General features: G+C 70.4%; 13 protein-coding genes. 8 read left to right on the forward strand and 5 right to left on the reverse strand.

What is annotated here, in order from left to right; genetic code table 11:
• Window positions 1-35: 35 nt before the first annotated feature.
• The 6 genes from ABZW60_RS14525 (at window position 36) to ABZW60_RS14550 (ending at window position 8,567) form a co-directional block, all read left to right on the forward strand.
• Complete coding sequence (locus ABZW60_RS14525; RefSeq protein WP_355476835.1) at window positions 36-1,031, forward strand: LacI family DNA-binding transcriptional regulator; 996 nt, start codon at window positions 36-38, stop codon at window positions 1,029-1,031.
• A gap of 80 nt (window positions 1,032-1,111) precedes the next feature.
• On the forward strand, window positions 1,112-3,088 hold the full coding sequence (locus tag ABZW60_RS14530) for an AarF/UbiB family protein (RefSeq protein ID WP_355476837.1): 1,977 nt from the start codon (window positions 1,112-1,114) through the stop codon (window positions 3,086-3,088).
• Between the two features lie 34 nt (window positions 3,089-3,122).
• Entirely contained in the window at window positions 3,123-4,508 is a 1,386-nt protein-coding gene (locus ABZW60_RS14535) for an MFS transporter (RefSeq protein ID WP_355476839.1), read from the forward strand.
• 113 nt (window positions 4,509-4,621) lie between these two features.
• Window positions 4,622-7,102 carry a glycoside hydrolase domain-containing protein gene (locus ABZW60_RS14540; RefSeq protein ID WP_355476840.1) on the forward strand — a complete coding sequence of 827 codons (2,481 nt, stop codon included), beginning with the start codon at window positions 4,622-4,624 and terminating at the stop codon, window positions 7,100-7,102.
• A 4-nt stretch (window positions 7,103-7,106) separates the two neighbouring features.
• The gene (locus tag ABZW60_RS14545; protein ID WP_355476842.1) at window positions 7,107-7,394 is read left to right on the forward strand and encodes a 4a-hydroxytetrahydrobiopterin dehydratase; all 288 of its coding nucleotides are present in this window, start codon (window positions 7,107-7,109) and stop codon (window positions 7,392-7,394) included.
• Window positions 7,395-7,496: 102 nt separating this feature from the next.
• Complete coding sequence (locus ABZW60_RS14550; protein ID WP_355476843.1) at window positions 7,497-8,567, forward strand: hypothetical protein; 1,071 nt, start codon at window positions 7,497-7,499, stop codon at window positions 8,565-8,567.
• A gap of 787 nt (window positions 8,568-9,354) precedes the next feature.
• Here ABZW60_RS14550 and ABZW60_RS14555 read toward each other — a convergent pair.
• Window positions 9,355-11,331, reverse strand: coding sequence for a DUF222 domain-containing protein (locus tag ABZW60_RS14555; protein ID WP_355476845.1), 1,977 nt, complete (start codon window positions 11,329-11,331; stop codon window positions 9,355-9,357).
• A gap of 775 nt (window positions 11,332-12,106) precedes the next feature.
• On the opposite strand from ABZW60_RS14555, the gene ABZW60_RS14560 reads away from it, so the two are divergent.
• Complete coding sequence (locus ABZW60_RS14560) at window positions 12,107-12,931, forward strand: acyltransferase domain-containing protein (protein ID WP_355476847.1); 825 nt, start codon at window positions 12,107-12,109, stop codon at window positions 12,929-12,931.
• Here the strand turns inward: ABZW60_RS14560 and ABZW60_RS14565 are convergent.
• The 4 genes from ABZW60_RS14565 to ABZW60_RS14580 form a co-directional block, all read right to left on the reverse strand.
• On the reverse strand, window positions 12,926-14,146 hold the full coding sequence (locus ABZW60_RS14565; RefSeq protein ID WP_355476849.1) for a hypothetical protein: 1,221 nt from the start codon (window positions 14,144-14,146) through the stop codon (window positions 12,926-12,928). The genes ABZW60_RS14560 and ABZW60_RS14565 overlap by 6 nt on opposite strands.
• A gap of 75 nt (window positions 14,147-14,221) precedes the next feature.
• Window positions 14,222-14,851, reverse strand: a complete 630-nt coding sequence (locus ABZW60_RS14570) for a DedA family protein (protein ID WP_355476851.1) — start codon at window positions 14,849-14,851, stop codon at window positions 14,222-14,224.
• Between the two features lie 97 nt (window positions 14,852-14,948).
• Window positions 14,949-16,130: a cytochrome P450 gene (locus ABZW60_RS14575; RefSeq protein WP_355476853.1), complete on the reverse strand. Its 1,182-nt coding sequence runs from the start codon at window positions 16,128-16,130 to the stop codon at window positions 14,949-14,951.
• 9 nt (window positions 16,131-16,139) lie between these two features.
• A complete protein-coding gene (locus ABZW60_RS14580; RefSeq protein WP_355476855.1) occupies window positions 16,140-18,830 on the reverse strand; it encodes an AAA family ATPase in 2,691 nt (896 codons plus the stop codon).
• A gap of 93 nt (window positions 18,831-18,923) precedes the next feature.
• Here ABZW60_RS14580 and ABZW60_RS14585 point away from each other — a divergent pair, with 93 nt between their 5' ends.
• Window positions 18,924-19,988 carry a class I SAM-dependent methyltransferase gene (locus ABZW60_RS14585; RefSeq protein WP_355476857.1) on the forward strand — a complete coding sequence of 355 codons (1,065 nt, stop codon included), beginning with the start codon at window positions 18,924-18,926 and terminating at the stop codon, window positions 19,986-19,988.
• The last annotated feature ends 27 nt before the right edge of the window (window positions 19,989-20,015 follow it).

The raw sequence follows: 20,015 nt of genomic DNA on the forward strand, positions 1-20,015 counted from the left end.
GCCGTCGGACGGTCGGGGATGCAGTGGCGAGAAGCGTGACGATCAAGGACGTGGCGGCCCTGGCCGGCGTCTCGCTCGGCACCGTGTCGAACTACCTGAACGGGACCCGGACGGTCTCGCCGGACACCCGGGCCAGGATCGAGCGGGCGATCGAGGTCACCCGGTTCGTCCCGAACCGCGCCGTCCGGACGCTGCGCGGCAACCGCACGCACACCGTCGGCCTGCTGGTCCCGGACGCGGGCAACCCGTTCTTCACCGAGATCGCCCGCGGTGTCGAGGACCGCGCCCGCGAGCGCGGTGACGTCCTGGTCTACTGCGACACCGCGGGCGATCCGGAGCGGCAGTCGCTCTACATCCGGCGGCTCGCGGAGATGCGGGTCGGCGGGCTGGTCATCTCGGCCACCGCGTCGATGCCGCCGGACCTCGGCGACCTGGAGTCGGTCGGGACGCCGATCGTGGTGGTCGGCGGCGAAGGCATGGCGCTGAGCACGTCCCGGGTCACCTTCGACCACCGGCTCGGCGGTGAACTCGCGATGCGGCACGTCCTCGGCCTCGGCCACCGCCAGGTGCTGTACGCCGGCGGCCCGGGCGGCGAGCTCGTCATGCAGGCCCGGTACCAGGGCGCCCTCGCGGCCCTGCGGGAGTACGGCGCCGGCGACGCGGAGCTGCACCGGGTCGACGCGGCCGGGCGCAGTCCGCGGGAGCGCAGCGAGCTGGCCGGCGAGATCCTGGCGATGCGGCCGCGGCCGACGGCCGTGCTGTGCGGCAACGACCTGATCGCGATCGCGATCGTCAACCAGCTGATCCGATCCGGCCGGTCCGTGCCCGGCGACGTCGCGATCGTCGGGTACGACGACATCACCGACGCGGAGCTGGCCGTCGTCCCGCTGACGACCGTGCGGCAGCCGGCGTACCAGATCGGGACGTCGGCCGCCGAGCTGCTGTTCGAGCGGGTGGACGACGCGGCCACGCCGCACCGCGAGATCAGCTTCGCGCCGGAGCTCGTGGTCCGCGACTCGACCGGGAGCTGACCGGCAGGCCTTCGGGGTCCGGGGCGGTTCCCTCGCGTGGGTGAGGCCCGGCGGGCGGTTCAGCGCCTAGGGTGCCGGGCATGGATGTCGTGGTGCTCCGGCTGGTCAACCTGGCCGTTTTCATGATGATCTTCGTGCCGATCTCGCAACGGCTGCTCGGGGTACGGTTCGGGTTCGGGCGGCTCGCCGTCGGTGCGCTGATCACGCTGAGCGTGTCCGGCCCGCTGGCGATCGCGATGATCGGTACGCCGCCGTGGACCGGGTCGAACGGCGCCGCGATCGCGTTCATGGTGCTGATCGCGCTCTGCTCGATGCTCGCCGGGCTGGTCTTCCTGGTCCTCGCCGAGGCGCTGGTGCCGACCGGGTCGTTGCCGCGGGCCCGCGATCTGCGGCGGGACCTGAGCGGCCGGATCGCCCGCGGCCGGCGCTACCTGCAGATCCTCCGGATCGCGATCAAGCACGGTCTCGGGCCGTACCTGCGGGGCCGCCGCCGCCCGGGCCGGGAGAACGCCGCCGGCCAGGCCGAGCTGGCCAGGTCGCTGCGGCTCGCGCTCGACGAGGCGGGCGTCACGTTCGTGAAGCTGGGCCAGGTCCTGTCCACCCGCAGCGACATCATCCCGGCCTCGGTCGCCATCGAGCTCAGCCGCCTCCAGGACCAGGTCACCGCGGCGCCCTGGTCCCGGATCGAGGAGGTTCTCGCCGACGAGCTCGGCGCCCCGCCGGCCCAGTCGTACGCCGCCTTCGACACCGAGCCGCTCGCCGCCGCCTCGGTCGCGCAGGTGTACACCGCCCGGCTCACCGACGGTACGGACGTGGTGGTGAAGGTCCAGCGTCCCGGCATCGCCGCCGTCGTCGACCGTGACCTCGACATCGTCCGCCGCCTCGCCAGGCTGCTCGACCGCAACACCGACTGGGCCCGCTCGCTGGGGGTCCGGGCGCTCGCCGACGGTTTCGCGGACGCGATGCGCGAGGAGCTGGACTTCACCGTCGAGGCCGGCAACATGACCACGGTGGCCGCCGGCCGATCCGTTGCTGCCAGCAAAGACCTCGTCGTACCGCGGCTCTATCCGGAGCGCTCCACCCGCCGGGTGCTGACCATGCAGCGGCTCGACGGAGTCGGCCTCGGCAACGCGAACCAGGCGATCGCGGACCGCGGCCTGGACCCGGACCGGCTCGGCCGGGCACTGTTCGAGTGTCTGCTCGGCCAGGTCGCCGTCGACGGCGTCTTCCACGCCGACCCGCACCCGGGCAACTTCCTGCTGCTCACCGACGGCCGGATCGGCATGCTCGATCTCGGCTCGGTCGGCCGGCTCGACCCGGCCACCCGGGATGCCCTGCAGCGGTTCCTGCTCGCGGTCGACCGCGGCGACCCGGTGGCCGCCACCGACGCACTGCTCGAGATCGTCTACCGCCCCGACGTCGTCGACGAGCGCTCGCTGGAGCGCGCTGTCGGCCAGTTCATGACCAAGCACCTCTCGGCCGGCGTCGCTCTCGGGCCGGCGATGTTCAACGACCTGTTCAAGATCATCACCTCGCACGAGCTCGGCGTACCGCCGGAGGTCGCCGCGGTGTTCCGCGCACTCGCCACGATCGAGGGGACGATCTCGCGGATCTCCCCCGGCTTCGACCTGATGGCGGCGTCGCGCCAGTTCGCGGCCGCCCACGTCACCGATCGCCTGGCGCCCGACGCGCTGCGCCGTACGGCGACCGAGGAACTGGCCACGTTGCTGCCGATGCTGCGCCGGCTGCCGCGCCGGATCGACCGGATCGCCGCCGCGGCGGAGAGCGGCCGGCTCGGCGTGAACGTCCGGCTGTTCGCCGACGAACGCGATCGCCGGCACTTCACCGGCCTGCTCCACCAGGCGCTGCTGGCAGTGCTGGGCGCGACGGCGGGCATCATGGCGGTGCTGCTGCTCGGTACGCCGGGCGGCCCGAAGGTCACGGACTCGATGACGCTGTTCCAGCTGCTCGGCTACAACCTGCTGGTGATCTGCGCGGTGCTGGTCCTGCGCGTGCTGGTGCTGATCTTCCGGCTACCGGGCCATCGGGCGACTTGACTTCAACCTAGCTTGAGCTTCGACGATGGCGGGCATGACGATGACCGATCAGGCCCGCCCCAGACTGTTCACCGGACAGCACCTGCCGTTGGTGCTCGGAGTGATCGGTCTGGTCACGCTGGGCGCGTTCGAGAACCGCGCGGTCGGTACGGCGCTGCCGACGATGGTGCGCGAGTTCGGCGCGCTCGGCAGCTTCGGCCTCGCGAACGCCGCGCCGACCGCGAGCTACCTGATCTCGCTCGCGGTCGCCGGCCTCTGGTCGGACCGCCGCGGCCCGATCCCGACGCTGCGCGCGGGCGCGATCTCGTTCACGCTCGCGCAGCTGCTGGTCGGGACGGCGACCGCGATGCCGATGGTGATCGCGGGACGGCTGCTCAGCGGCCTCGCCGAAGGTCTGCTCGACGTCTCGTTGATGGTGCTCGTCGCCCGCGCGCTCCCCGCCGTCCTGCGGCCGCGGATGTTCTCGCTGTTCGCGGCGATGTGGATCCTGCCGTCGGTGCTCGGTCCGGTGGTGACCGGCGTGGTCACGGAGCAGTTCGGCTGGCGGTGGGTGTTTCTCGGCGCGCTCGTACTGCTCGTGCCGAGCTGGCTGCTGCTCCGCCCGGCCATGCGCCAGGCGGCCGCCGCGCCGGCGCCGGAGCGTACGGCCGAGGACGCCGCGGAGCTCGAGGCGTGGCGAGCCGCGCTTCCCTGGGCCCTGGCCGCCTCCGTCGCGCTGTTCTCGATGACGCTGGCCGGTGACCACCTCCAAGCGCATCCGTTCCTGGGCGGTGCGGCGATCGTCGTCGCGCTAGCGGTGCTAGGACGGGCCGCCGTCCGCATCATGCCGGCGGGGACGTTCAGCGCGCGGCGCGGTTTCCCCGCGGTGGTCGCCGTGCGCGGACTCGGCGGTGCCGCCTTCGCCGGCGTCGGCGCGTACCTTCCGCTGCTGCTCACGCTGCAGCACGACTTCAGCCCGGCGCGGGCCGGGGTGACGCTGTCGATCACCGGTGTCTGCTGGGCCTTCGGCTCGTGGCTCCAGGGCCGTGACCACGGGATCGAGCGGGTCACCGTGCTGCGCACCGGGCTCGCGTTCATGACGCTCGGACTGGCGGTGACGTCGCTGCTCGCGTGGACGGATGCGACCACCTGGATCGGCCTGATCGGCTGGGGGTTCGCGGGGATCGGCATGGGTCTCAGCTCGTCGAGCCTGTCGGTTCTCACCCTCGACCTGTCCGACCAGGGCAACTCCGGGCGCAACAGCAGCGCCGGTCAGATGGCGGCGACGATGAGCATCGCGACCGCCCTCGCGATCAGCGGCACGCTACTGGCGTTCAACGCCGACGACCCGCGGCCCTGGGTCTTCGGCGCCATCGTCACCGCCGGCGCCGTGCTCGCGCTGCTCGGCTTCCTGGCGGCACCGCGCGCTCGTCGTCACTGATCGAAACTGCGCATACCTGGAATTCTTCGGTCACAAATCTTCACTCGACGCCTTGACGCGCTCCGGTGCCCGTTTTACGGTGAGGACCGTAATTCCGGCGGGAGGAGCGGCTCGTGAGGAAGACCGGCTTGTTGCTGACGGCAATTACCCTGGTGGTCGGCCTGGTCCAGCCAGGCGCCGAGCAGGCGGCCGCGCCGCCCGGGGTGTTCCAGGACTTCGAGACCGACGGCGACCTGCAGGGAGCGACCGTCACGCTGCCGCAGGCCGACCGGATCGAGCGCACCGCCGACCCGACCCACGGCAGCTCGAGCCTGAAATTCACCGTTGGCCCGTCCAACACACCGGGCGCGTCCGCTTCGTCGGGCATCAACCTGTACGCCGGGACACCCAGCCTGCCGGTGTCGGACTGGTCCGGCCACCTGGTGCTCGGCTTCGACTTCTTCACCGAGCGGGACTACACGACCGTCGGCCGGATCACCGTCCGGGACCAGTCGAACAAGGCCTGGGGCATGGACTACCCGATCCGGGCGCGCGACTGGACCCCGATCACGCTGCGGATGACCACGATCGCGGCCGCGGGTGTCGACATCTCCCGGATCGCCTACATCGGCTTCTCGATGCCGCGGTCGAAGACCACCGTCATCGGTCACTACGACGCTTTCCGGCTCGTCGACAGCTACCCGTACGACCAAACGCCGTACGGCGACCTGGCAGCCGCGCAACTGCTGCGGCTGGCCGACTTCAACGGCGTCCTGGCGAAGCTCGACGGGCAGATCGCGGGGCTCGACAAGTCACTCGGGCACGACCCCGCCGACGATCGGCTGCGGGCGCAGGTGGGCGCCGCGGCAGCGCAGTGCGCAGAGCTGCGGCAGAAACTGGCCGCAGGGCCTATGACATACGCGCAGTACCAGCCGTTCAACGCGGGCGTCACCGCTCTGCAACGGACGGTGCCGCGGCTGTCGAACACCATCCAGGCACGGGCGCACGACCGCCGGGCCGACTTCGGCCTGGAGTCCGCCGACTCGATGGCGTTGGCGTACCCGAAGGACCTGCCGTTCACCTCGACCGGTACGGCGCCGGCGGTGTCGCTGACCCGTGGCGAGTACGAGAACGTGCAGGCCGTCGTCCTGCCGTTCGCCGAGCCGCTGTCCGGCGTCCAGGCCCGCGTCACGTCGGTGTCCGGCAAGGGTGCGCTGCAGGCGACCGTCGCCCCGGTCGGGTCGCTGAACGTCACGCCGACCAACGTGTACCACCGGCCGACGTACGCCGGCTGGACGCCCGACCCGATCCGCGACGACCTGACGACGGTCGACGTCCCGGCGGACTCGTTCCAGCCGTACTGGATCCGGCTGAAGGCGTCGCCCACCGCGGCGCCCGGCACGTACCACGTGACCGTCGCCTTCAGCGCCGCCGGCAAGCGGACGCGGACGATGACCGTGGCGGCCAAGGTCTGGCCGGTGACCGTGCCCGACGCGCCGAAACTCAACACCTCGTTCCAGTTCACGCCCGCGATCGTGAACGACATCTACGGGATCACCGATCCGGCGGCGCAGGCGGCAGCCAAGCACCAGTACTGGTCCTTCCTGCACGACTACAAGATCGAGCCCGACCAGCTCTACACCTGCCCGTGCATCCCTTCGAACGCGAACCCGGTGATCGTGCCGACCCCGGTCGAGGACGTGCTGTACATCCGGGACCACTACGGGCTGCGCGACTTCAACGCGTTCTACCTGTGGGCCGGAATGCTCAACCCGTCCAAGCCGGAGACCTGGCAGGCGCAGATCGACACCTGGATCGCGCAGCTGCGGACGGCGATGGACAGCTACCGCGCGGCCGGGGTCGACAAGTACGCGTACGTCTACGGCTTCGACGAGGCGAACGGGCCGCTGCTGCAGGCGGCCAAGCAGACGTTCGCGGCGGTCAAGCAGGAGTTCCCGGACCTGCCGATCATGACCACGCTGCGGGACAACTCGATGGGCGTCGACACCGGCCTGGCCGGCCTCGTCGACATCTGGACCCCGCAGCAGGACCTGTACAACCAGGCGGTGGCCGAGCGCACCCGCGCCCGCGGCGACCAGGCCTGGTGGTACCCGGACATCGCCACCGGCTCGCCGCTGCCGAACTGGTTCAACGGTTATCCGCCGATCGACGCCCGGACGTTGGTCGGGCCAATGTCCTACCAGGCCGGCGTGGAAGGCGTCCTGTACTACGCGACCAACCGCTGGCTCCGTACGGACCACGCCAACCAGCTGCTGGTGAACGACGGGATCCTGTCCGCCTGGAAGGCCGCGACCTTCAACGGCACGGCGGGTGACGGGTCGATGTTCTACCCGGGCCCGAACGGTCCGATGGCCTCGATCCGGCTGGAGAACTTCCGCGACGGGATGGAGGACTACAACCTCCTCTGGCTGCTGCGGCAGGAGCTGCAGGACACCCCGGACATCCCGCCCGCGCTGAAGGCGCACGCCGCGAAACTGCTCACGGCGGACGCAGTGGTGACCGACCAGCGGACGTTCACCGAGGACCCAGCGCGATACCGCGCCTGGCGCACCGACGTGATCGCGACACTCACGACCATCGGGGGTCTAGAGTGAGCGCATGGCTGACCTCTTGACCGACGACCAGATCGACCTCGCGTTGCGCGACCACCTGCCGCACTGGAAGGTCGTCGACAACGAACTGGTCCGCAGCGTCAAGAGGGACACGTTCCTGGACGGGATCCGGCTGGTCGCCACCGTCGCACAGCTCGCGGAGTCGATGAACCACCACCCGGACATCGACATCCGGTACACCACGATCACCTTCCGGGTCAGCAGCCACGACGCCGGCGGTATCACCGACGACGACCTGGTGCTGGCCCGGCACATCGACACCGCTGCCGGCTGACCTGTCCTTCCTGACCTCTTCCCTGACCTCTTCCCGTCATGGCGTTTGTCGGCCACGGCAGGTGCTGGTTGGTGTGAGGTCACAGCCCTTACATATGAGGGCATGACCTCACGCCCGTTTGTCCTTGCTGCCGCGACCGTCTTTCTGCTCGGCGTTCTTCCTGCACCGGCCGATGCAGCGATACCGAGCCCGTCCTGGAACCGGCCGCACTGCGGCAAGGTGTACGGCGACGGCTCGGTGACGTTCACCGAGACCGACGGCCGGGTGCTCGCGGACACGACAGGCAAGCTGCTGCCGGTCACGTACGCCAAGGTCGCGACGCTGCAGGAAGTCAACACACTCGTCAGCATCGGCAAGCAGACGATCCAGCGCTCCAGCGACGCCGGCTGCAGCTGGCAGTTGCTCGACAAGGTGCCGGACGACCTCAGCACGTACGACATCCAGCCCGGGCCGGGCGACTCGGCGTACGTCTACAGCGTCAACGACCAGCCCATCCATCGCGTACACGGCTCCCAGGTGACCACGGTTCTCGGCCCGGTCAGTGGTGGCGGGCTGGCTGCGCTGGAGGCGCGGCCCGGCCAGTTGCGCGCCGTGGCCGGTGACGGGCAGCTGTACGACTCCTCGGACGACGGCGTGACCTGGCAGCGCGTCGGCGTACCGGCTGCTGCCAACCTCTTCCTGTACGACGCCGTGGTGGACCCGCGGGACCCGGACCACGTGGTGATCGGGGTGATGTCGGACGGCGTGTACGTGACGTTCGACGGCGGGCGGACCTGGACCCGGTCGCGGCCGGTCGAGCGCGTGAACGCCTTCAGCCTGGCGATGTCACCGGCCGATCCGTCGAAGGTGTGGATGGAAGGCTACGACCGGGACCGCTCGACCCGCTTCATCTGGGAGTCGACCGACGGCGGCCAGAAGTTCCGCGAGGTCCTGGACCAGACCCGCGCCGACCTGATCAACGGCAACCGCATGTGGGCCTCCCCCGTCGACCCCGACCTCCTCTACTTCAGCTACGGCACCTCCTTCATGAACTTCGGCGCCGACCTCTACCGCTTCACCCCCTCCACCGGCACCCTCACCAAACAACACAACAACCACGACGGCATCCCGTCCCTCGCCTTCAACCCCACCAACCCAGCCATCCTCTACCTAGGCCTGGCCGAAGAACGCTGAGAAGGCAGTAGGAGAAGATGAAAGAGGCTGAGCAGAAGCCCTGGCCGAGGTACCGCTCAGCAGCCTGAGCAACCCAATCTCCAAGGAAAGACAAAGAAGAAGAAAGGATAGGGATGGCTTGGGTGCCTGGCTGAGCTCGGCATGCCGTGGCAGTCGGCGAGTGCTACCGAAAGCGCGGACATCAACCACACCCGGCGCCCTGCTTCACACCGGCAACGGCGCGAAGGGCATGCACAGCGTAGGCCGTCGTCGGTGGCGCGCGCGTGGGTCGCAGGCGCCGTCGATTCATTCAGTACGAGGTGGAGTGGACGTAGCGGCGAGAGTTGCGCGCGCGTCCCCAAAACGGCCTCCTGGGCAAGCTCGCCGTGCGTACACAGGCTGACGTCGACCTGGACGACCTGGCTCCGGCGGGTCGGGGCGGCCGCGATCTCTCGGCGAGGTAATTATCCGCCAAATCCTGACCTCCCAGACCTCCTAACCCGAACACAAGCCACCTGGCGCTTCCCGGGCCACAGCACGCCGCCGATCGGCGCCCCGACTAGCAGGCACCCACGGCGCCGGGCTCGGCTCAGCCGGCTGAGGTGGGCGGCGAGCAAGATGTGCCCTCGTAGGTGAGGACGGGACCCCAGGTTGTTGGCGACGCACCCGCCTCGGCCAGCCGCGGCCTAGGTTGCGCTGCCCCCGAACCATCAGCAGCCCGATGCGCCGCAGCACACAGCCTCCCGCCCGCGTGCCCTGGGGTATGAGCTCCCATGCCATCGGGCAGGAGGTCGTTGTGGGTCCGCCCTCACCCGGTCGCCGCGAACGCCGCCGCCTGCCGCAGAGCAGCCTCATCCGCCCGCCACCGCGACCGGTCCACGCTGATCTCCCCGCCGGCAGGTAGATGCACGTCCGGCGGTGCCTCGCATCCAGGCTGCGCGCCCTGGGACGCCATACCGCGCGAGTCCGTGTCCGACGGGGCCGTACGACGTGGCTCAGCGTCCGGCGGTGCAGTACGACGTGGCTCAGCGCCCGGCGGTGCCGTCCCGCCTGGCTCAGCGCCCCGGGACGCCGTACCGCGTGGCTCAGCCCCATGGGACGCCGTACCGCCTGGCTCAGCCCCATGGGACGCCGTACCGCCTGGCTCAGCGCCACGGGACGCCGTACCGCCTGGCTCAGCGCCACGGGACGCCGTACCGCCTGGCTCAGCGCCACGGGACGCGGTAGCGGGTGGCTGGGTGTCCGGCGGTGCCGTACGGCGTGGCTGAGCCTCCGGCGGTGCCGTACCGCGGGGGTGGGTGTCCGGTGGGGCCGGGCGTCGTGCTGGGGTGACGGTTGGTGAGGGTTCGGCCCAGGTGGGGCGGGTGATGTGGACGGCGCCGTTGGTGATGGTGATGTGCCAGCGGCCGGCGTGGACGTCGGTGTGGTGGCGGCGGCACAGCAGGGCCAGGTTGTCGACCTTGGTGTCGCCGCCGTCGATCCAGGAGATCAGGTGGTGGGCGTCGCACATGATCGGCGGCGCTCCGCAGACCACGCAGCCGCGGTCGCGGGCGTCCAGGGCGCGCCGCATCGCCTTGGTGACCAGCCGCTCGCGACGCCCGACATCCAGCGGCTCGGAGTTCGAGCCCAGCACCAGCGGGATCACGTTCGCGTCACAGGCCAGCCGCCGGATCGTGGCCGCCGACAACCCACCGCTGTAGACGGTGCGCCCGATCGCGTCCGCGGTGGCGGCCTTCAGGTCTTCGAAGTCGATCGTCACGGTGATGGTCGCCTTCGCCCCGTACCCGGCCACCCGACGATCCTTCCCCGCACTCCCAGCGCTGCCCGCACTGGCGGCACCGCTCGCGGCGGCTGTGGTCGCCGCTGCAGGTCCGGTAGGTCCAGTAGGTCCGGTGGGCGCGGTAGGTCCGGTGGACGCGGTAGGTCCGGTGGACGCGGTGGGGCCGGTGGTGTCCCACACGGCGGCGGCGATGCCCAGCGCGGTGGACAGGGCGTCGGCCTGGCGCTTGTCGCGGGGGCGGGGGTCGTGTTCGCCGTCGACGGTCTTGTGTGGGCGGGCGCCGGCATGCACGACCGCGCGGAGGAGTTCGGCGTTCTCGCATGCCAGGAACCCGGTGAGCTTCACCCCGTTGTCCGCGGAGATGAGCGTCAAGGACTCCCGCGCGTAGGCCTTCTGCTCCTCGGGTTCGGGGCCGTCGGAGTCCAGCAGGTCGGCGATCTCCTTGGCGGCGGTGCGCAGTTCACCGGGTGACAGGTGACCTGCCAGCCCGACCAGCTGTTCCGCGGCGGCGTCCAGGTGCTCCACCGGGACCCGCTGCCGCACCCGGTCGAGTCCGAACACGATCGCGGCCGCCTGCGCCGGACGCAGCAACCACCCACCGTCTCCACCGACGTCCGATCCGCTGTCCCCGGCTCCGCCGTCCGATCCGCTGTCCGCGGATCGGCTGTCGTCGGATTGGTTGTCGTCGGGTGCGTCGGGTGCGGCGGTGGTGGCGGAGGAGGCGGTGCGGTCCAGGGCGGTGGACACGGCCGGGTAGTGGGTGGCGGTCTGGGTGAGGCGGAGGGTGCGGCGGGCGGTGGGGGCGTCCAGGCGGTAGCGGTAACGCAGGAGTTCGGCGGTGTCGCGGGCTCCGAGTTCTTCGGCGTACCCGGTGGTCTCGATCGCGGCGATGACGCTCAGCCGGTAGGACTCCAGGCGGGCGAGCTCGGCTTCGAGCGTGTCGAGGGTGGACAGCAGTTCGCTGCCGCCCATCGACCACGCCGGCCGTTCGCCCAGGAGTTCCATGTCCTCGACATTAGACGGTGCCACCGACAGTTTCCGAGCTGGAATCCCCTTATTTTGTGGGCTGTTCGTGGGCCCACACCCCAGTAAACACCTTCGCATGCACGACGCACCCGATCCACGCGGCCGCCGAACAACCAGGTCGTACACGGCGTCCGACGGCGGCGCGATGAACTGTGCGCACCTCTGCAGGCTGGGCGTCCTCCGCCGCGTACGACAGCATCCGCTCGGTCCGTACCACGATCCGCACGTCGACCCAGGTCCACTCCTGCGCCCAACACTGGTCGGAGTTCGCACGGACGCCGTCGACGGACTCGCCACCGACTACCGACTCGTAGCAGTTATCAACGAAGCCGGCGATGTCGGCGCCCTGCGGTACAGGAGCGACGGTGGCCCGTTTGCCAACCGCCCGGAGGTTAGCTGCTCCTGCGGTACTTCAACTCTTCTTCCGTGGTAGGTCGATGTCTGTTCTGGCTCGCCGACCGTCACCCGCGTGCCGAGCCCAGCCAGGCATCCGGCCTCCTCTCTGCCTTTTCGCCTTTCTCTGTCTTTCCTTGGTGGTCGTCCTAGCTGCCCGACAGGAGTTGTGCGGAGCCGGCACGGAACCGCAACCTCTGCCGACACCAGGGGCGCCTGCAGACCCAACCCTCGCCCTCTCTCTGGTCCTTCTTGTCTTCGGTTCGCCTTCCCGCCGTGATCGCGGCAGGTTCTCCGTGCCCGGTTGTCCGGGGGTCAGGTGGTAAGTCTCTGGCTCGGCTGGATCGGTTACCGTTGACGAGTGACGAGTGTCGAGGAGTACCGCATGCTGGGGTTCGCGGATGTGGATCGGGATGCGGCCGAGGCGTTCTCGCCGGATCCGGCGGCGGTGAAGGAGCTCGCGGACCAGATCCGCGGGGCGATCGGGAAGCTCGGCAGTGAGCCGGAGTTCCGGATGCCGGAGGATCCGCGGAACTCGATCCAGGCGTTCCTCGACACCGTGCCGGACATCCGCCGGTACCACGCCGAGCGCGGCGTCCCGGACGACATCAGCTGGGCGACGCTGGCCGACCTCGGGCAGCAGATCAAGGTGAACCGGCGCACCCACGGCGACTACGGCCTGGAGACGCACTGGTGGATGACGATCCACTGGACGGGCCAGATCTACGCGCTCGGCCGGCTGCAGTACCTGCTGCACCAGGTCCCCGCCGACAAGCCGGTCCCCGGCACCGAGCCCGGCGAGTGGATCATCGGCGTGCACATCCCCGAGACCGGTCCGCTCACCCCGGAGCTCGTCGACGACAGCCTCCAGCAGGCCCGCGAGTTCTTCCCGCGCTACTTCCCGGAGTACCCGGTGCGCACCGCGAACCTGTGGTCCTGGCTGATCGATCCGTACCTGCTGGACCAGCTCCCGCAGGACTCGAACATGGTGAAGTTCGGCCGCCGCTTCACGCCGTACGGGACGCCGAACGACAGCCAGGACAGCGCGATCTTCTTCACGTTCCGCACCCACGGCCTCGACCGCCTCGACGAGCTCCCGCAGGACACCCGCCTGCAGCGGCTCGTCGTCGGCCGGATCAAGGACGGCGGCACCTGGCAGAGCGCGTACGGCTACCTGAAGCTATGACGGCTGGCGAGGGCCGCGGGGTACGCCGTACTTCGCGAGCCAGCTCGCCAGCTCCACGTTCGACACGCACCGTACGTCGGGCTGTTTGCACGTCTCCAGCACGAACGTGGTGAGCGCGTCGGAGTAGACGCTGTTGTTCCAGCGGTTGAAGTGGTTGCCGAGGAACAGCGGCGGGTTGCCGCTCGCCCGGGATTTCGCCAGCGCCTGACGGTACGTCGCGAGCACCTGCGCCTTGAGCTCCGGGGCCTGCGCGAGCGGGGCCTTGCGGGCCTGGGTCTGCGCGAACCACAGGTTGTAGTCCATCGTCAGCGTCTTCTTGGCGGTGCCGGCCAGCGTCACCGATTGGAGCGGGAAGTTCCACAGCCCGTTCGCCTTCTTGGGCCAGGCGATGTACCCGGGCGCGGACGCGTCGTACAGCATGCCGCGCTGCGCCATCGCCAGCCGGTACGCGGGCCGGTCGCCCTCCAGGCACGGCGTCCGCATGCCCCTGACCGTGGCCGGGTCGAACGGCGGCGCGACGGTCCTGCCGGCTGCGAGTGACGGCCCGGTCCGCACCATCCGGTCGAACGCGCTCAGCTCGGCGGTCCACTGCGCGGTGGTCCAGCGGCCGATGCCGTTCGTGCCGCAGAAATGCCCGTTCGCGTGGGTGCCGATCTCGTGGCCCTCGGCGATCGCCTCGCGCAGCACCTTGGCCCGGCCGAGGATGTTCGCCGTGTCGCCCCAGCCGATGTCCGAGGCGCCGGGCTTCTTGTACGGCGGTTGGTAGTCGGTCCGGCGGTCGCCCGGGTACAGGTACGGACCGGACAGGAAGAACGTCATCCGCGCGTCGACCTGCTTCGCGACGGCCCGCCAGCGCGACCAGAGCATCAGGTCGCCGGCGCCGTCGAACGAGACGACCACGAACAGCGGCGGCCTGCCGTCCGGCAGCCGACCCGGGAAGGAGCGCGTCACCGGCGCGGCGGCGAGCAGGTTCCCGACCGAAGGCGGTGAGGGCGGCGTGCTCGCGGGAGTCGACGGTTTAGGTGACCCAGGCGTACTGGGCGTCGCAGTCGGCTTGAGCGTCGGCTGCGCAGTCGGCCTGGACGTCGGCTTACCCGTGGGCTTAGAGGAGGCCGTCACACTGGGAGCGCCTTCCAGCGGTACGTCGGCACATCCGGCCAGGACCGCCGCGACGACCACCGCAGCGGCCGCGAGGTTCGCCCCAGGCCTCACCACGCGTCTACTGACGCACAGGAACCTTCAAAGGTTGACCCGGGACACGCGGCCGCGCGGAAACCGGGGCAGGGATCGTTAAGCGCCCGTGATCTTCACGGCCCGGCGCCGCACCACGATCCGGCGGCAGGTCTCGACGACGAGACCGATCACCCCGGCCAGGCTCAGGCTGAACACGAGCCCCATCAGCTGGTCGTGCGCGAACGCGTCGCCGCCGAGATACCCGAGCAGGGCGACGTAGGTGTACGCGACCGTCACGCCGGCGAACGTGAACACGATGAACTTCTTGAACGAGTACCGCGTCGCGCCCGCCGTGAGCGTCGCGACCATCCGGGCACCCGGGATGTAGCGCACGGTCATCAGGATCAGGCCGCCGCGCGAGTGCAGCGCCGCGGAGACCTTCTCGTAGACCTGCTGCCGGCGTTGCTGGCGTTTCATCCACCGGTGCAGCGCCGGGCCGGAGCCGCGGCCCAGGAAGTAGCAGACGGATTCGCCGATGACGGAGCCGGCCATCGCGACCGCGATCACGAGCAGCAGGTTCTGGTGACCGGCGGCCGCGGCCATGCCGGCCGTGATCACCATGCCCTCGCTGGGCACCACCGGGAACACCGCGTCGATCGCCGCGGCGGCGAACAGGATGAGCAGCAGCCAATGCGAGGCCATCGCAATGCCGAGCAGGTGCCGGACGACCTCCATCAACTCTGTCACCCCGGCAGTGTGCCATCCATCGTCAAAAGAGCCGCAATCCCATCGTTGTGATTCAGCTGCGCTTCATCCGATGTTCAGCCTGCACCACCCACTGCGGTCAGAGCAGCACGGGCAGTTCGCGGATCGCGTTCATCAGCAGGCTCGGGTGCCGCGGCGGATCCTGCGCGGGGACGGCGAGCCGCAGCCGCGGGAACCGCTCGAACAGCAGACCGAGCGCGATCCGGCCCTCCAGCCGGGCCAGCGGTGCGCCGAGGCAGTGGTGGATGCCGTGCCCGAACGCGAGATGCGCGCTGTCCGCCCGGGTGATGTCCAGTTCGTCCGGCCGCTCGACCTTGCGGGAGTCGCGGTTGGCAGGCAGCAGCGCGAACACGATCACCTCGCCGGCCTCGATCCGGGTCCCGGCGATGTCGATCGGCGCGCGGGCGACGTACGGGATCGCGGCCTGCAGCGGGCCGTCGTACCGCAGGAGTTCCTCGACGGCCGCGGGCAGCCGGTCCGGCTCGGACCTGAGCAGCTCGAGCTGGTCGGGGTGCCGGAGCAGAGCGTGGACTCCGTTCGTGATCAGGCTGACGGTGGTCTCGTGGCCGGCGGCGAGCAGCAGGAACACCATCGAGGTGAGCTCGTCCTCGCTGAGCTTGTCGCCGCCGTCGCGGACCGCGATCAGGCCGGACAGCAGGTCGTCGGTCGGCGCCTGCTGCTTGCTGACGATCAGCTCGTGGACGAACGCGAGCATCGACGTGGTGGCGTCGACGTACTCCTCGGCGGTGTGCACGGCGGCGTTCACGAACACCGACGACCAGCGGCGGAAGTCGTCCCGCCGGACCGCGGGGATGCCGATCAGTTCGCAGATCACGGTGATCGGGAGCGGATAGCTGTACGCGGTCACCAGGTCGACCGGCTCCGGCGCCGCGGCCAGCTCGTCGAGCAGACCGGAGGCGATCTCGCGGATCCGCGGCTCGAGCGCCTCGATCCGGCGCCGGGTGAACGCGGCCGTCACGAGTTTGCGCAGCCGGGTGTGGTCGGGCGGGTTCGCGCCCAGCATGTGCTGCTCGGTGCGCGCGATCAGGTCGTCCATGACGGTGTCGCGGTGCGGGCCGTCCATCGGCGAGCGCACCACGTCCGGATGCGCGAGCAGCTCGCGCGTCTCGGCGTACCCGGTGACGAGCTGGACCGGTACGCCGGTGAACAGCATCATGCGCTGCACGGGCCCGGTGGCCGCCAGGTCCTCGAAGCCCCAGTGCCGGGCGATTCCGCTGGTTTCCGTGAACGGCTGCCGCATTCGGCCAGCCTACGTTCGGCCGAGGTGCTCGGTCAGTTCGGTGCGGGAGTGGATGCCGAGCTTCGCGTAGACCTTGCGCAGGTGGTACTCGACGGTCTTCGGGCTCAGGAACAGCCGGGCCGCGGCCTCCCGGATGCTGTTGCCGTCCACGAGCAGTACGGCGATCTGCCGCTCCTGCGGCGTCAACTCGTCGGCCGTGCTCGGCACCCGGCGCCGTGCGGTCTCCCCCGTCGCCTTGAGCTCGGCCGCTGCCTGGTCGGCCCACCCCGGCGCACCGAGGGCGTCGAAACCCTCCACGGCGAGCCGCAGCTGCGTACGGGCGTCCACGCGTCGCCGTAGCCGTCGCAGCCACGCGCCGTACGCCAAACGGGTCCTGGCCAACTCGAAGGCGTCCAGCGTCTCCTCGTGCCACCCGAGCGCCAGCACGAAGTCTGACTCGCTGTCGCCGACCACGCCTCGCGCTCTGGCTGCCCGCGCCAACGACCACGGCTGGCCTTTGGCCTCGGCCCGTGCGGAGTGCTCGAGCACCGCTCGCTCTGCGTCTTCCACCCGCCCCAGCCGCAGGTACACCTCAACCAGCTCCGGTGCCGGCGACAGGTCCGGATCCTTCAGCCCGTACTCGGCCAGTACATCGACCAGCCGCTCGTACTGCGGTAGCGCCGCAGCCGGATCACCACGACCCAGCTCCAGGTCCCCCAGCGCGAACAGGGACCACACCGTGCCGAGATGGATCTCCTGAGCTGCACAGATCTCTAGGCACTCCGTTGCCAGCTCCTGGCACTGGACTCGGCCCTGGTGCGACATCAGCCACGCCAGCCCGGCCAGGTTCATCGCCAGTTCAGTCGTTTGACCGGTCTCCCGCGACAGCCGGATCCCCTCGTCGTACGACGCCTCGGCATCGGCCCACCGATCCGTCGTCGCGTCGTCGCGCGCCAGGACGAACAGCAGGCCGGGCAACGTCCCCAGCGCGACCTGCTCGCGTCGCTCGAGCATCGCGTGCTGCAAGAGCGTCCGGCCGGTCCCTGTCTCCCGCAGGAACAGCGCGGCCAGCACCATCCACACCTGGCGACGACGGTCCCGGTCCAGCTCGTCGGACGGCGCCAGCGCGATCGCCGCGCGGATCTGGTCGGTTCCGCCGCTCCCGGCGAGCACCTTCGCCACTCCGGCCGCCAGCATGCCGATGATGCGCGGACCCGGCCGGTCGACGGCCGGCAGCAGGCTGTCGAGCCGGTACGCCACCTCCAGCCCGGCGGTCGCGTCACACAGCCGAAAGCAGGCCCCGACGGCATCCGCGAGCAGTACGGTCGCAACGGCAGGGTCCGTCGACTCCGCGGCGGCCGCGACCAGGATGTCGCGGGCCTGGCGCGGCGATCCGCACTTCACCTCGATGTCGCCGCGGACCTCCTGCGCGCGAATCCGCACCGGCAACGGCGGCCGAAGGATCAGCGCGTCGCCCAGCAACGTCTCGGCACGGTCCGCAAGCCCCGCTGACCAGGCAGCCTCGCCCGCCGCGACCAGTCTGATCGCACGGTCCGGCAGCCGCCGGCTCAGTCGCCCAGCACGCTCGTAAGCCGTCGCTGCCACCGCATGTGCACCTCGGGCAGCCGCATGCTCGGCCGCAACGTCCAGTCCGGCCGCTACGTCGTCGTCCGCGCCCAGGACTGCCTCGGACAGGTGCCAGGCCCGCCGGTCCGGGTCCGGTGTGGCCACGGCCACCGCGCGGTGCGCCGTACGACGCTCTGCCGGGTCCGCGCTGGTGTAGATCGCGGAGCGGACCAACGGGTGCCGCCACTGGACCTCACCGTCGCGAATGGAGACCAGACCGGCGGTCTCAGCCTCCTCCAGCGCGCCCACGTCCACACCGAGCTGCGCGCACCCGCGGGACACGGCTGCGAGCTCGCAGTCGTCCAGTGCCGCGACAAGCAGCGCCGTACGAGCATCCGCGCTCAGTCGGTTCGCCCTGCTGGCAAAGGCTTCCGCCAGCATCGTCGGGACCGGGAACGGCACGCCGGGTGGCATCCGCTGCAAGCGGTCCGGGTCGTCGGCGAGCTCCAGCAACGCCAGCGGGTTGCCTGCCACGGTCTGATGCAGCTGCTCGACCAGATCGCTCGGAAGGTGGTTGACGACCTGTCGCGCAGCATCCAGTCCGATCCCCTGCAGCTGCAGCCGTGGCAGGTCGGACTCGAACGGATGCGGCTCACCAAGGCGCGCCGCGATCAGCATCACGATCGGGTCGGCCACCAAGCGGCGCGCTGCGAACAGCAAGGCCTCCGCCGACGGACGGTCCAGCAGGTGCGCGTCGTCGATGAGCAGTGCGAGCGGCGCGCTCTCGGCGTACCGGCAGAGCAGGCTGAGCGTTGCCGCACCGACAGCGAAGCGGTCCGCGGGATGCGCGCCGTCAGGGCCGAGCGCCAACGCCGAAGCGAGCGCCGACCGCTGCGGTCCGGGGATGCGATCGAGGCCTGCCAGCGCAGGACGCAGGAGCTGGAGCAAGGCCGCGAACGGCACCTCGCGTTCGGCCTCGGTGCCACGTGCGCGCAGGATCCGCAGGCCAACCGCCAGGGCGGCAGCCTCGTCCAGCAGGGCGGTTTTGCCGATGCCTGGCTCGCCGGTGACGAGCAGTACGCCTGCGGCTCCGACGCGCGCCCCCGCGACCAACTGCTCGATCACCCGGCGCTCCGCGTCCCGCCCGATGAGCATGTCTCGCAGTGTGCACCAGGTGCCCCACCTGATGCGATGGTCCGGCTCCGCTCCCTAGGTTCGCGGTACCGAACAGCTAGGGGGAGAAAGAGCATGACTGTTGCAATCGACGTCGACAAGCTGATGGGCCTGGTCTACAAGGCGGTCGACGAGGTGGGGGCGACGCTGAACGCGGCCCTGGTCGTGATGGGTGACCGGCTCGGCTACTACCAGGCACTGGCCGACCACGGCGCCGCCACGCCGGCGGAGCTCGCTGAGCGGACCAGCACCGACGAGCACTACACGCGCGAGTGGCTGAACGCCCAGGCCGCGGGCGGATTCGTCGAGTACGACGCCAGTACCGGGCGCTTCACGCTGCCGCCGGAGCAGACCGTGGCGCTGACCGATCCGAGCAGCCCGGCGTACCTGCCCGGCTTCTTCCAGATCGCGCTCGGCACGGTGCAGCACACCACGGAGACGATCGAGGCGGCTCGCAGCGGTGCCGGGGTGGGCTGGCACGAGCACACGTCCGACGTGCACGTCGGGTGCGAGCGGTTCTTCCGGCCGTCGTACAACGCGAACCTGCTGCCCAGTTGGCTGCCCGCGCTCGAAGGTGTCGTGGACAAGCTGGACCGCGGCGCGAAGGTCGCCGACATCGGCTGCGGGCACGGGGCGTCTACGATCCTGATGGCCGAGGCGTTCCCGCGGTCCACGTTCGTCGGCTCGGACTACCACCAGGAGTCGATCGAGACGGCCAAGCTGCGCGCGGCCGAGGCCGGCGTCGCCGACCGCGCGGCGTTCGAGGTCGCGGCCGCGGACCGGTTCAGCGGGTCCGGGTTCGACCTGGTGACGACGTTCGACGCCCTGCACGACATGGGCGACCCGGTCGGCGCGGCCCGGCACGTCCGCGAGGCGCTCGCACCGGACGGCACCTGGATGCTGGTCGAGCCGATGGCCGGCGACCGCGTCGAGGACAACCTCAACCCGGTCGGCCGGGCGTACTACGGCTTCTCCACGCTGCTGTGCACGCCCGCCTCGCTGTCCCAGCCGGTAGGCCTCGCCCTCGGTACGCAGGCCGGCCCGGCCCGGATCCAGGACGTCACCAAGGCGGCCGGTTTCAGCAGGTTCCGTACCGTCGCGCAGACGCCGTTCAACCTCGTCTTCGAGGTCCGCCCTTGACAGAACAGTTCACCAGTTGGTGAAGTA

The organism is Kribbella sp. NPDC003557 (assembly GCF_040610805.1).
Taxonomy (GTDB): domain Bacteria; phylum Actinomycetota; class Actinomycetes; order Propionibacteriales; family Kribbellaceae; genus Kribbella.